General features: G+C 40.9%; 6 protein-coding genes. 3 read left to right on the forward strand and 3 right to left on the reverse strand.

The features are described 5' to 3' along the window. Positions 1-8 precede the first annotated feature (8 nt). Entirely contained in the window at positions 9-1,166 is a 1,158-nt protein-coding gene (locus ACM0OX_RS24285; RefSeq protein ID WP_414517525.1) for a universal stress protein, read from the forward strand. Positions 1,167-1,170: 4 nt separating this feature from the next. On the opposite strand, the gene ACM0OX_RS24290 is transcribed toward ACM0OX_RS24285, so the two are convergent. Both ACM0OX_RS24290 and ACM0OX_RS24295 read right to left on the reverse strand, forming a co-directional pair. Next, positions 1,171-2,667 carry a carotenoid oxygenase family protein gene (locus tag ACM0OX_RS24290; protein WP_414517526.1) on the reverse strand — a complete coding sequence of 499 codons (1,497 nt, stop codon included), beginning with the start codon at positions 2,665-2,667 and terminating at the stop codon, positions 1,171-1,173. A gap of 118 nt (positions 2,668-2,785) precedes the next feature. Beyond that, positions 2,786-4,201, reverse strand: coding sequence for a folate/biopterin family MFS transporter (locus ACM0OX_RS24295; protein WP_414517527.1), 1,416 nt, complete (start codon positions 4,199-4,201; stop codon positions 2,786-2,788). A 303-nt stretch (positions 4,202-4,504) separates the two neighbouring features. On the opposite strand from ACM0OX_RS24295, the gene ACM0OX_RS24300 reads away from it, so the two are divergent. Beyond that, complete coding sequence (locus ACM0OX_RS24300; RefSeq protein ID WP_414517528.1) at positions 4,505-9,937, forward strand: AAA family ATPase; 5,433 nt, start codon at positions 4,505-4,507, stop codon at positions 9,935-9,937. 305 nt (positions 9,938-10,242) lie between these two features. On the opposite strand, the gene ACM0OX_RS24305 is transcribed toward ACM0OX_RS24300, so the two are convergent. Further along, on the reverse strand, positions 10,243-10,608 hold the full coding sequence (locus ACM0OX_RS24305) for a hypothetical protein (protein WP_414517529.1): 366 nt from the start codon (positions 10,606-10,608) through the stop codon (positions 10,243-10,245). Between the two features lie 1,379 nt (positions 10,609-11,987). On the opposite strand from ACM0OX_RS24305, the gene ACM0OX_RS24310 reads away from it, so the two are divergent. Next, positions 11,988-14,798 carry a beta strand repeat-containing protein gene (locus ACM0OX_RS24310; protein WP_414517530.1) on the forward strand — a complete coding sequence of 937 codons (2,811 nt, stop codon included), beginning with the start codon at positions 11,988-11,990 and terminating at the stop codon, positions 14,796-14,798. Positions 14,799-15,119: the final 321 nt, after the last annotated feature.

The raw sequence follows: 15,119 nt of genomic DNA on the forward strand, positions 1-15,119 counted from the left end.
TGCTATAAATGTCAGATAATTCTAATACTGGTTCGGCTGGGAATGCGCCTTTAAATTCTGCAAGTTACTCGCTTTATCCGGCACGACGACGGGGTAAGCATAAAATCTTTATTGGCATGGCTCCTGGAGTAGGCAAAACCTACCGGATGCTAGAAGAGGGACACGCATTCAAACAGGAAGGAATTGATGTTGTCGTTGGGCTTTTGGAAACCCACGGACGCAAGGAGACAGCGGAAAAGGCAGAGGGACTGGAAATTATACCCCGTAAGCAATATCCTCGCGGTGAACTGACACTGACAGATATGGATACAGATGCTATTTTAAAGCGATCGCCGCAATTAGTTTTAATCGATGAACTTGCCCATACCAATGTCCCTGGTTCTCCACGCGAAAAGCGCTACGAAGATGTAGAAGTAGTTTTGGCCGCCGGGATTGATGTCTACTCCACAATGAATGTGCAACATTTGGAAAGTCTCAATGACTTAGTAGCCAGAATTACAGGTGTGGTAGTCCGGGAGCGGGTTCCTGACAGGATTATGGATGAAGCAGATGAAATAGTGGTAGTGGATGTCACACCGGAAACGCTGCAAGAACGTTTATTAGAAGGCAAGATTTACGCACAGCAAAAAATCCAACAATCCCTCGATAATTTTTTCCAACGCCGCAACCTGATTGCTTTGCGGGAGTTGGCTTTGCGGGAGGTGGCAGACAACGTGGAAGGAAATGCGATCGCCTCTACTCCCAATGGGCAATTCTGTAATATTCACGAGCGGGTTTTGGTGTGTGTATCCACTTATCCCAACTCAGTGCAGCTGTTACGTCGGGGTGCAAGGTTGGCTAACTATATGAACGCGCCACTTTATACCTTGTTCGTTGCCGATCCAGAACGCTTCCTTACTAAAGAGGAAAGCTTACATATCCACACTTGTGAGAAACTGTGTAAAGAATTTGAAGGTACTTTTCTTCGTGTCACCAACAGTAATATAGCTAATGCGATCGCTGAGGTCGCCGAGAAACATCGTATCACCCAAATTGTAATTGGAGAAAGTCAGCGATCGCGCTGGCAAATGCTCCTCAAAGGATCTTTGACGCAAAAATTAGTGCGCTTGCTCAAAAACATCGATTTGCATATTATTGCCAGCGAAAAAATGGTTTCATCCAAATAAGCGATCAAATTTCCCCAAAAACCTCAGAAGTAAAGCTCCCATGTAGACCATAGGGGATATGATGCTTCAGATGTAACCGCGAAATTGCTCCTTTAGAGAAATCACTAGCATCTAAAATTACCAAATCTGAGCGGTGATGGGCAGCATCATAAACCAAAGCTAATACCCAACCATCATCTTCCTTTTCAGAACCTGGGCGCGGGACAAAAATCGGCTCACCAACAAAACCACGGGGTGCAGCACTCCAAAGTTGTCTTTCAAGAGACTCTAAATCAATTTTCAGCAATGCTTGTAAGGGAGCATTACCAGTCTCCGCATGAGCCGCACCTATATATAGATATCGATAAGGGCGTCCCACATTCGCCGGATGTATGCTGGGAAATTCACAACAACGGCTATCAATCAATTCCTGCCGGACTGTCCCATCCTTTAGATTCAGATAAAATCGCCAAAGTTGCCCAGGTGAAGACGCTTCAAAATCAACTTGTCGAAAATCACTTTTAGGTTCAACTTTTAATAAATCTTGGTAGCAAATGGAGTCAATCCTAACTTCCTCTCCTACCTCAAAAGCATTAACGTGGTGGAAGACGAAACCCGACTGAGTTTCCAGAAATTTTATCTTTTCTTGCCCTTCTTTGGGGAAACGGGGAATAATTAGAATTTGAGTTGGCTTATTTGGCTGAAATTTGATACATTCTCCCGCCGCACGTATTCCCAAGACGAAAGGTATGGGATTGAAGGTGACAGGATTTTGAAAGAAGATACAGTAATTGGGAGTAATAACAAAATCGTGAATGAAACAGAAACCAGGAACCTTATGAGCCTGCTGTCTAACAATTTCACCTGCTGAGTTTAGCTCAAAAATATTAATTGTGGTAGATAATCCTGGCTTAGTCGAGAAATTTACTAGGCAAGGTGCGCCCCCATCTTGCTCACAATTTTTTTCCAAACGGGGATGGGCAGCGAAAGCTTCACCTGCTGACAAAACACCATTAAAATATTCATTCCCCAACGTTTCAAGAGTGTAGGGATCGAGACGATGTGCTTCAGCCCCTTCCCACAGTGCTAGCAGTTTACCACCCCAATAGATAACATTTGTATTGGCGATATTTTTGAGTTTGAAGTCAAAGATATTAGCTAGCCAACCGCCAGGTTTTTGAGTACCAAAAGTACCGCGATAGAGAATTTTCCCTGCCTTTTGCTCTGCTAAATAGCCAGTTGTGCGGACAAAGCGGTTACGAAAATGGGCACGACCATTGGTAAAGGTAATTTTGCTAATCATCCCATCTCCATCAAACGGGTGATGAAAAGCCTGCCCATTCACATCCAGCAAACCGGGGCCATTTCTAAACAGCGTACCTTGTAACTCTGTGGGGATTTGTCCTTCTATATCATCAATCCAATAATCAAACTCTTGGGTAAGAGATTGATATCCTCCTTGCCAGTCTGCACGAGTGTAGAATTTTTCTGTAGCTGGGGTTTCTTGACTTTTCAAACGCATATACTTTGTTTTTTCTGGTTATTTTGGACGAAAATGTAACAGCTAAAAAGAATTTTTTGCAGCTTTACTACAACGTGAAGGCAGGACACTACCTCGACTCAGGGTGAGATTTATTACACTATTCGACTATTTTTGACTCTGGTTCTCTCAGTACCAATTCAGACATCAAATCTGGCAAAAACGCTTCTTCCCCATCTTTGGCTGCCTCAGTTTGTTCTTCAGTAGAAGGTAGCCAGTTGATAAATGGTAGGGGTAATAGGGTGCTGAGATTAGTAATTAGCACCAATAGCCAAAGTGACTCAAAGTTTGTTGCGGTGATCCCCAGCCAATACGTGATTAATGCTCCGAATGCATGGGAAACTGTTCCGGCTGAATTATAGATTGACATTAACAAGGCAAATAATGTCGCTTCCACACCAGAGGGACAAAGCCTTGCTGCTAGAACCATCACTTGCATAAAGGCAATTTTCCCCATTACAGTCAGAATCAGGCTATCACCCAAACTAAACCAGTGGTCATCTATACCCAATAGCCTGTTTGTGTGAGTCACCAACAACAGCATCGTCATCCCCAAAAGTGACGAAAGGACAGTACTCCAAGCAAAAATCACGCGAAAAGGAATGCTTTTGAGGAAACGTTGAAAAATCCAAACACCTGCCAAAGAAGCGAAACTTCCCACCAAGTTTACTCGCCCCAAAAATTCTGGTTCAAAGTGGAGTTCGTTGGTAGCGAAGTAGAAAAAGGCTGAGTCAGCATTTGGGGTAGCTTGCCAGATGAAGATAAATGCCGTTGGTAGCCAAATTGTTTTTTGGCTAATGGCTTGGCGTAGCTGTCCCAGTTGATGTTTGATGGGTACAGAGTTGGTCTGATTACTATCTTGAGCATCTTGGCTAACGGGGGACTCAGCAATTAACCAAGCCACTCCTGAAACGATCAGCGGAAATAAAGCAGTAATCCCAAAGACAGTACGGGTAGTAAAGTATTGGAGTAGTAGACCGCTACAGTAGGCTGTTATTAAACCTCCGATCGCAGAAGCACCCCAACACAGAGATTGTAGTGAACCGGCTTTTGCTTGCGATTCGCCTCTGGCTCGTTCTACAACTAGCGAGTCAACGATGACATCACTCATGGCGACACTAAGAGAACCAAGAGCGATCGCTAAGGTGGCTGCCCAGCTAGTATTAACTATTGTGGCCAGACTAATCCAAGAAGCAGTTCCCAGTATCCCGGATAAAATCAAGTAAGGACGGCGACGATAGCCAAATATAGGCAAGCCATCAGAGATAAAACCAAACACCGGCTTGATCATCCAAGGTAGAAAGACAATTCCCAATAGCGCCGACACTTGGACTGGACTCAACAGCAATTCATCTTTGAGGAAAAAGCTAACGGCTAGACGCGATAGCCCTAAAATTCCTTGGACAAAGTAAACGGTGAGAATTGCAATTAACTCTGCATTTGGTTCGTTACCCAAGAAGATTTTTTGTGTTAATGAGTCTTTGACCTTGGACAAGCCAGATGATTGATCTACCATTCGATAAATATTTTTTAAATTTTATTTACTTGTCTATCATATCGATTCCGAGGAGGTGGGTTTTTTTCACCTTTTTCCTTTGGTTTCTTCTTGGAGTATTATTTAAGGCTTTTCTAACAACTTTTCTTTCTTCTAGGAAGATGTTCTCGTTTCTGAAAGGCTATTTACCTTTGAATTTGGGAGATCAAATACAGTTCTATCTACTGCGATGATTTGCCCCTGTGAGTTGTCTCAAAAGACACACATAAACTGGCGTTACTGATTTGGGAACAATAAATTCAGAAATTACCACGGTTTAGCAGTATGGTCAGCAGCATAGTCAGTATTCCCGGATACGACATAACTGAAGAAATCTACAATGGTTCCAGAACTCTAGTTTATCGGGGGTATCGAGAAACTGACTCATTACCTGTAGTAATTAAACTGCTAAAAAATTCATATCCCAGTTTCAGCGATCTGTTGCAGTTTCGCAATCAGTACACAATTGCCAAAAATCTTAACTCATCTGCGATCGTCCAAACCTACAGTCTGGAGGCGTATCAAAATGGTTATGCGTTGGTAATGGAAGATTTTGGTGGGATTTCTCTGAAAGATTATTTTACTTGTTACCAGATGCCAGATATGGTGTCTTTACAAGAATTTTTACTTTTAGCGATCGCTCTGTGTGATGCATTAGATATCCTAATTCATCATCGGATTATTCACAAAGATATTAAACCCGCCAATATTTTAATTAATCCAGAAACTAAAAAAGTTAAGTTAATTGACTTTAGTATTGCATCTCTGCTGCCACGAGAAACTCAAATCCTGATGAGTCCGAATGTATTAGAAGGAACACTCGGCTATTTGTCTCCAGAGCAAACTGGACGAATGAATCGGGGAATTGATTACCGTACTGATTTTTATTCTTTAGGTGTAACTTTTTATGAGTTGCTATCAGGGGAATTACCTTTTAAATCACACGATCCGATGGAATTGGTACATTGTCATATTGCCAAAGTTCCGCCAGTTTTAGAGGACAGGGGACAGGGGACAGGGAATAGGAAAGAGATTCCGCAAGTGTTGTCAGACATTGTGATGAAACTGATGGCAAAAAATGCTGAAGACCGCTATCAGAGCGCATTCGGACTAAAATATGATTTAGAAAATTGTTTACATGAGCTAAAAGAGACGGGAAAAATTGCGAGTTTCCCAATTGCTCAACGGGATGTGTGCGATCGCTTTATTATCCCAGAAAAACTCTATGGTCGCGAGCATGAAGTGGAAACTCTGCTCAAAGCATTTGAACGCGTTACCAACAATCAGACGGAACTAATGCTGGTGGCTGGTTTTTCTGGCATTGGTAAAACAGCAATTGTTAACGAGGTTCACAAACCCATTGTCCGGCAGCGGGGCTACTTCATTAAAGGCAAATTTGACCAATTTAATCGTAATATTCCCTTCTTTGCTTTTGTGCAGGCATTTCGAGACTTAATGGGACAATTGCTGAGTGAAAGTGATGTCCATTTATCAACTTGGAAAAATAAAATTTTACAAGTGCTGGGCGATCAGGGGCAAGTCATTCTTGAGGTAATTCCCGAATTAGAACAAATTATTGGTCAACAACCATCTGCAACGGAACTTTCACCAAATTCAGCCCTGAATCGGTTTCATTTATTATTACAAAGGTTTATTCAAGTATTCACTACCAAAGAACATCCTCTAGTCATATTTTTAGATGATATGCAGTGGGCTGATTCAGCATCGATGAAGTTAATCCAGTTACTAATGAATGAGTCAAACTCAGGATATTTATTATTAATTGGAGCTTATCGGGATAATGAAGTTTCTGCTGCTCATCCATTGATGTTGACATTAGATGAAATTGCCAAAGCTAATGCTACTATTAACAAAATTACATTAGCACCACTGAGTGAAGCTAGTTTAAATCAATTGGTTGCCGACACTCTAAACTGTTCGCTAGAAACTACAGAAATCTTAACACAGTTAGTATATCAGAAAACCAAAGGTAATCCATTTTTTAGTACGCAATTTTTCAAAGCTCTCCATCAAGATCAACTAATTAAATTTGATTTAAATAGCGGCAGTTGGCAGTGTGATATTGCCCAGATGAAAGCGTTAGCTCTGACAGATGATGTAGTTGATTTTATGGTGTTACAGTTGCGAAAATTACCAAAATCAACGCAAAACGTTTTAAAATTAGCGGCTTGTATTGGTAATCAATTTGATTTGGCAACATTGGCAATTGTTTCTGAAAATTCTGAAACTGAAACAGCAACATACCTTTGGAAAGCATTACAAGAGGGATTAATTCTGCCCCAAAGTGAAGTTTACAAATTCTATGTTGGGCGGGAAACACAGGATTCAATACAAAGTGCGCTAACTGTAAACTATAAATTTTTACACGATCGGATTCAACAAGCAGCTTATGCGTTGATCCCAGAGTCAACAAAGCAATCCATCCATCTGCAAATTGGCCAACTGCTATTAAGCAAAATACCAGTTAAAAAGCAGGAAGAGAGAATTTTTGAGATTGTTAATCAGTTAAATATTGGTGTAAAGCTAATCACTCAGCAGTCTGAGCGAGATCGATTAGCAGAGTTAAATTTGCTGGCTGGAAAAAAAGCCAAACTATCCACTGCTTATACGAATGCAATAGAATATATCAGCTGTGGTATTCAGCTATTGAGAACAGATAGCTGGCAACAACAGTATTCACTCTCATTAGCCTTGTATGAAGAAGCTGCTTCGGCAGCCTATCTTATGGGCCAGTTTGACAAGGTAGAAGAGTTTGTTGAGCAAGTGCAACAACACGCTAAAGTCTTAATAGATCGGGTGAAATCGATTGAGATTCAAATCCAATCTTATTTAGCTCAGAGTCGTTTTGATGATTCGATTCTGACTGCGATCGCACTGCTAAATCTCTTAGGTGTGAAACTATCTCATCAAGCAACTAAAATACAAACATTACTCAATCTAGCCCAAACAAAATTACGATTTGTAGGTAAATCTCCTTTAAATTTGATTGATTTACCTAATATGACTGGGGACAAACAACTAGCAGCAATCCGAATTTTGGCTAGTACAAATTCCACAGCTTATATTGCTCGTCCAGATTTACTACCACCAATAATCTTGAGCGAAGTCAATTTATCGATGCAGTACGGTAATGCTGCCGCATCTGCATTTGGCTATGCCTGGTATGGATTGATAGAGTGTGGCATTCTGGGAAATATTGAGACAGGTTATAAATTCGGTCAATTAGCATTACAAGTTCTCGAAAAATTTCATAGCAAAGAATTCAAAGCTAGAACTTTCTTCATTGTTCAAACATTTATTAATCACTGGCATCAACCACTTAAAGATACAATTGCACCGTTAATTGAAGCCTATCAAGTGGGTTTAGAAACCGGAGATATCGAATATGCAGCTTGGGCTAGCTATAGCTGTAGTTTTCATGGATATTTGATGGGGCAAGAATTAGCTGAGTTAGAAAAACAGATGGGTGACTATGCTGAAGTCTACAGCCATTTTAGGCAAGAAAAACCTCAGACTTATATTAATTCATTTCGTCAAGCCATATTGAATTTGTTAGGACAATCTACCGATCCCAGTTATTTATCAGGTGCTGTTTATGATGTCCAAACTATTCGCCCATTACAAGAACAAGCAGGCGATCGCACTGGATTGAGCTTTAGCTATGCCAATGAACTGATACTTTGCTACCTGTTTGAAAATTATACCAGAGCATCTGAGGCAGCAATTCAGGCAATAACTTATTTAGATGGGGTAACATCGGCAGCCGTTGTACCAATAGTTTATTTTTATGAGGCGCTAACCCAACTAATTCTCTATCCAACAGCAACAGCTAACAAACAAAAACAGATTCTTAAAAAAGTTACATCCCATCAGAAAAAACTGAAAAAATGGGCGCATCATGCCCCAATGAATCATCAACACAAATTTTATTTAGTCGAAGCAGAACGGCAGCGGATTTTGCTGCACAAAAATAAAGCAATGGAATTGTACAATCGCGCCATAACTCTAGCGAAAGAAAATGCATATATCCAAGAAGAAGCCTTGAGTAATGAACTAGCGGCCAAGTTTTACCTCGACTGGGACAAAGAAAAAATCGCCCAAGTTTATATGCAAGAAGCTTATTACTGCTATGCTCGTTGGGGCGCTAAAGCTAAAACTGAAGACTTAGAAAAACGCTATCCTCAACTACTTATTCCCATCTTACAAGGGCAACTTAATCACTTTCAACTGAGTTCAACTGTCGATGCATCATCATTCCCAAATCAAACCATCCACACAAACCTTTCTAGCAGCAGTATTTCGGAAGCACTCGATTTGTCAACTATTTTGAAAGCCTCACAAGCTCTCTCCAGTGAAATTCAATTAGAGCAATTACTCACTACACTTTTGCAAGTAGTGATGGAAAATGCTGGGGCACAAAAAGCTGCATTACTTGTACTCAAACAGGAAAATTTAGTGGTTGAAGCCATAGCGACTATTGATGAAGGAGTCACCCTATTATCTGCACCATTGTCAACCAGTAAAGACATTCCCATTACACTGGTAAACTTTGTCAAACACAGCTTAAAAACTGTTGTACTGGATGATGCAACAGCACAAACTGATTTTATTGCTGATTCATATTTCATGCAGCAACAACCTAAGAGTGTGTTGTGTACGCCAATATTAAATCAGGGGAAAATCATTGGGCTGCTATATCTAGAAAATCCGTTAACAATTGGTGCATTTACTCGCGATCGCACCGAAGTTATCCAACTGCTATGCGCTCAAGCTGCCATCTCTCTAGAAAATGCCCGCCTTTACCAAGAATACCAGAATTATGCTCATCAACTAGAGCGATCGCTGCAAGAACTTGAGCAAGCCCAATTACAAATGGTGCAAAACGAAAAAATGGCAACCTTGGGCAATTTGGTTGCAGGTGTGGCACATGAAATTAATAATCCCATTGGATTTCTGGAAGGTAGCCTCCACAATGCCGAAGAGTATACTCAAGACTTACTCGCTCATATCCAATTGTTTAAACAACATCATCCCACTCCGGCGATCGCAGTCATTGAGCATGGCGAAGAAATTGACCTCGAATTCTTGATTGAAGATTTACCAAAGCTAGTAAGTTCGATGAAGGTGGCTTCAGAACGAATAAAAGATATTAGTATCAGTCTCCGCACCTTCTCCAGAGCCGATACAACTGAAAAAGTTGCTTGTAACCTCCATGAAGGGATTGAAAGTACTCTGTTAATTTTGAAATATCGCCTCAAAGCTAACGAAAAACGTCCAGCGATTGAAGTCATCACTGAATACGGAAAATTGCCACCAGTTAAGTGCTTTTTAGGACAGCTAAATCAAGTCTTTATGAACATCCTCGCAAATGCAATAGATGTCTTCGATGCATCCATTGAGGGGCGTTCTTTTGCTCAAGTGCAAGGCGATCGTCAGCAAATACTGATTCAAACTGAAGTATCCAGTAACGAAGAAACAGTAATAATTCGGATGAAAGATAACGGTCAGGGGATGTCAGAGGAAATTAGATCGCGGATCTTTGACCACCTATTTACAACCAAAGAGGTTGGCAAAGGCACAGGATTAGGATTAGCGATCGCTCGTCAAATTGTTGAGGAAACCCATGATGGAAGCTTGAGTTGCAATTCTGTACTTGGTGAAGGAACAGAATTTATCATTGAGATCCCAGTATTTTAACTCTACCTAGCTAAGAGGATATTTGAAAAATACTGGGTGAATAGAATTCGCTACTACATTAACAAAGTCCACTAAATTGGGTTTGGCGAAAAGGTTAAAGGGTAAAGGTTTTTTCTTTCCCCTTTTTTCTTCCTCTTTTCCCCAAAACCCGACAAGTATTGGAATTGGTTTAAACGGACTAAGAATATTTTATTAGTCCGTTTAAACCAACTTGAGCTTTTAGCCTGAAAATTTATTTTCGGGCTATTTTTAAGCTTTTGTAACAGCTTTTAAGATGGTGGTTCTACACATATTCATATCGGGAATTAGGAAGGCTTAACATCTAGAAAAGGCAGTTGCTTGGAACCATTAGCACCAATAATTTCAATGCCTTGTTTGCCACGAATACCGTCTACTGGCAGAGAAACTGTATAAGGTGCGGTAGCTGGTAGTCCGATTCCGGGCAAAGTGCCAACGACCTCAACTCCCCAATATTCAGGTTGCTGGACGTATACAAGTGGTACAAGATTCACTTCTAAATTCAAGTATGGTTTCGTCCCTCTGACAACTAAAATATAAGTGCCACTTACTATACCAGGACGAATTTCTGCTTCTTCAAAGTCAATTAATCGAGATGACTCTGGTTTTGGTAAAGCTCGAAATTGACTAAGACTTTGCTCTAATGTACTCATTTTTTCTCCTGTAGAAGAACTATGTTGTTGTTAAGTCAGCTAATTAAGGAGATAACAAGATATTTTCAATCTTGTACCTTCAACTTTTTAGCTGCTTAGTTAATTCATCAAGGTAGAAAGCAAAGTTTATGCAATACCAACTTATTCTTTACATTTATTTATAGCAGTTCCCGTTTACGTGAGTACGCCCGTAGGGGAACCATTGATATCATGTCCCCACAGTCTTATACTACGTTAAGGTCTTATCTATATATTGATATTGCCTTCTTGTTTAAATTGGCATGGTCAAAGAAATCCATTATTTAATACGTTTTCATTCCCTGGTGACTGTTATTTTGAATAAAAATCCATTTTTGTTCCAAAATCTACTAATATAGTCCAGTTTCAGATCCACTGTCCTCAGTAATTTCTGTGCGATCGCTAGGACGGACTACGCGGGCATGTTTGGGAGATAGTCATACCTAAGTAGCTCTTGATAACGTGCCAATGCTCCAATGCGATCGCTTTCAACTCCTATAACTCGTCGTCAGAACCTCGCAGCATAACCCCAGATTCAAAAAACTCTTACAGCTTGCTTGTCTACTAGGGCGGACGACACGCTACACGAACAAATCAAACAACTGCTTAACTGCTGTTTAGCGGCTGCATTCTGAGTTATTAGTGGTTATCAAGACATGAAGAATACATAAAGATAAGTACTGACATTATACTGATCGGCAAATAATGTGAAGAGTATGCAAAGATATGTCTTTAAGTGTGGACATCTCAGTAAATATTCAGATATGGTTATCAAAGTGTTATTTAGATGTTCCTTATTTTTAAGCTACACACCCACGGGCAATAGCCCACAACAATTGCATAAAAATTCTTTCCCTATCGAAAGTGAATTATTCTCTATATTTACGACAGTAGGGCTACGCTTTGATAAGAAATATGAAGTGTGGGTTTTAGGCATTCAAGCTTGATTTTTCGGCACTTTGTCAATGATTGCTGGGTTGATCTGCGGATCAAGAATGATAAAAAAAGCGTGAAACCATCTGTTTTCCTAAATACACGCTCATAAATATGTACAATGCTTAAGACTTAGATAGTCGTAAATAGCATTATTAACGGTACACAAATAACGAATGAAAAAGGAAATAGGGAATAGGGAAAGACTTTAACTTTGAACCTCCTGCCTTTTTCAAGTCAGTTAGATAAGTCCTGCTTACAAGCTTATCAATAGGGTAAATCTTCGAGAAAATTGCTAGCCCTCAAGGGTGACATAAAAGTATGTCGAAAGCGTTAACTCTCGGCGATTTCTGTGTGTCCTTAAACAACATTAACAACAAGTTAATAGCTGAAATTACTCAAAATATCGATTCAGGAAGGTAAGAGTTATGGTGAATATCATTGGAACCAACGGTAACGATACTCTACTGGGTACTCAGGATGCAGATACAATCAACGCTAAAGTAGGTGATGATATCATCGATGGCAAAAATGGCAACGACCTTTTAAGCGGTGATGCCGGAAATGATACCCTCATTGGTGGTGCAGGCAATGATACTCTCCTTGGTGGTACGGGTAACGACTCTCTCCGTGGTGGTACGGATAGTGACTCCCTCCGTGGTGGTACTGGTAATAACCTGCTGTGGGGTGATGAGGGAAATGATACCCTTGATGCTTCCTATTCTTCTGGAAATAACATCCTCAGCGGAGATGCAGGGGATGACTACCTTGATATTAGCTATTCTGCTGGCAACAATACGGTTTCAGGCAAAGACGGCGATGATTCCTTTTACGCTGATGAAGTCCGGGGTAGAAATACTCTAAATGGAGGCGCTGGTAATGATGACTTCCATTTGTCCGCCTCAAAAACTGCCCCATCTTCCTTAACGACTCAAAGTGTAAATGGAGAAACAGGTGAGGATTATTTGTCTGTATATTACACCCGTGCTACTAAAGCAATCACTTCGAGTTTCGATGCAGCTACTAACACTGGCTCAATTCGGGCTGGCACAAATCGGATTAACTACACCAATATCGAACAATTAGAAATTAGAGGTACAACCTACGCTGATTTTATTGTCGGGAGCAATGGCAACGATTTACTCTTCGGAGGCAGTAGTGGCAACGATTCAAATTATGGCAATGATACAATTTTTGGCGGTGAAGGTAACGATTACTTAAATGTTGATTATTCAACAAGCGATAACATCCTTAACGGTGGTGTTGGTAACGATCAATTCAGTGCTACCTCTTCAACAGGCGATAACCTGATTTCTGGTGACGATGGCAGTGATAATCTCTCTGCATCTAAGACAGATGGCAATAACACCCTCAACGGTGGTGCTGGTGACGATCAATTAGATGCTAACTATTCAACAGGCGATAACATTCTCAATGGAGGAGATGGCAATGATTCTCTTAGTGCCTCTCGCGAATACGACTATTCCGCCTCTTTTACCTCCGGTGATAACACTCTCAATGGTGGTGCTGGTGACGATCAATTGAGTGTTAACTATTCAACAGGCGATAACATCCTCAATGGAGGAGATGGCAATGATTCTTTCTTTGCCTCTGGCTACTACGATGACAAAAAAGCCAAGGGCAGCTTTGGTAATAATATTTTCAATGGAGGGAATGGTAATGATTCCTTCTCTTTCGTCCTATATACTTCTCCACCTTCCTTAGCGACTCAAACTGTAGATGGGGGGACAGGTGACGATTTGTTGAGCGTTTCGTATATCTATCCTAGTGGGGGAATCACAACGACATTCAATGCTGCTACTAACACTGGCTCGATTAGGGCAGGCACGGATCTGATTAACTACAAGAATATCGAAGGATTACATATCTCTGGTACAGCCTACAATGACTTGATTGTAGGGAGTAATGGCAACGATACTATCTCGCTCTACGGGAGTAGTAGTGGCAATGATACTATCGATGGCGGAAAAGGTGATGATTTATTGGAAGGCTATTATTACAGTAATTCTAGCGGGGGTCAGGGAATCACTTCGACATTCAATGCTGTTACTAACACTGGCTCCATCACATCAGGCGCGAATCAGGTTAGCTACAAGAATATTGAACGATTAAATATCTCAGGTACAGCTTACAATGACTTGATTGTAGGGGGCAATGGCAACGATACACTCACCGGAGGCGATCGCGGCAAAGATACCATAGATGGAGGGAAAGGTAACGATTTGTTGTCTTTCTATAACTATTCCATCGGACAGGGAATCACTTCGACATTCAATGCTGCTACTAATGCTGGTTCGATTACAGCAGGCCCGAATCAGGTGAGCTACAAGAATATCGAACAATTAAATATCTCAGGTACAGACTACGATGATTTGATTGTGGGGAGCAATGGCAACGATACCCTCGCTGGGGGACGTGGAAATAACACGATTCTCGGCGGTGCAGGTAAGGATTACTTGAGTGCTGACTATTCAAATGGTAATAATTCGCTCTCTGGTGGTGATGATAATGATTCTCTTGATGTCTCTGGCTCCTACGACGACTACCGAGGCAATTTTTCTCTCGATGCTATCTCTGGTAAGAACACCCTCAATGGTGGTGCTGGTGATGATAACTTAGTTACTAACTATTCATCAGGCAATAACCTACTGAATGGGGGCGATGGCAATGATACTCTGACAGCCGCTGGTTCAGCCTCCTTATATTCTTCATACGGAGCTTATACTGTCTCTGGGAATAATACGCTCAATGGTGGTGCTAATGACGATCGCTTGATTGTTGACTATTCATCAGGCAATAATCTACTGGATGGAGGCGATGGTAATGATACTCTCACAGCCTCTGGCGCTTCTGGCAAAAACACCTTCAAAGGTGGCAAAGGTAATGATAACCTTTATGGAGGAGCTGGTACTGATACCTTTGTTTTCAATAGTTTCAACGAAGGCGTTGATAACATTTATAACTTTAACGCTACTAATGAACTGATTCAGGTATCGGCTGCTGGTTTTGGTGGCGGGTTATCATCAGGTTTACTCTCAGCTAGCTCTTTTACCCTTGGAACATCTGCAACAACCAGCAATCAGCGATTTATCTATAACAATACTACAGGTGCGCTATATTTTGACCAAGATGGTAGTGCGGTCGGATTTGCTCAGGTACAATTTGCACAACTATCTGGTGGAGTGTCACTAAGTCAAAATAACTTGCTAGTTGTTTAATCCTCAACCCCACAGTCAAATAGAAATCTTCAGAATGCGAGGTGCTTAATATAACGCCTCGCATTCGATTTATCAATGGAATTATTAAACCACGCGGTAGAATAATTGTTCCAATCTGGTGCAAATGGCGATGCGCTACTGCCCCGCTTTGCTAACGCGCTTCGTTTCGTGCAAGGAGCAAGCAATTGCCCATTTCTTTTAAGAGCGATCGCTTGTAAATTATTGATAGATCGACAAAAAGCCTTAAATTGAGTATATATATTCAGTAGGACTTACGCATTGACAGAATAACAAAATAGTGAATTCATAAATAAGGGTCGT

Source organism: Nostoc sp. PCC 9305 (genome assembly GCF_963920915.1).
Classification (GTDB): Bacteria; Cyanobacteriota; Cyanobacteriia; order Cyanobacteriales; family Nostocaceae; genus Nostoc.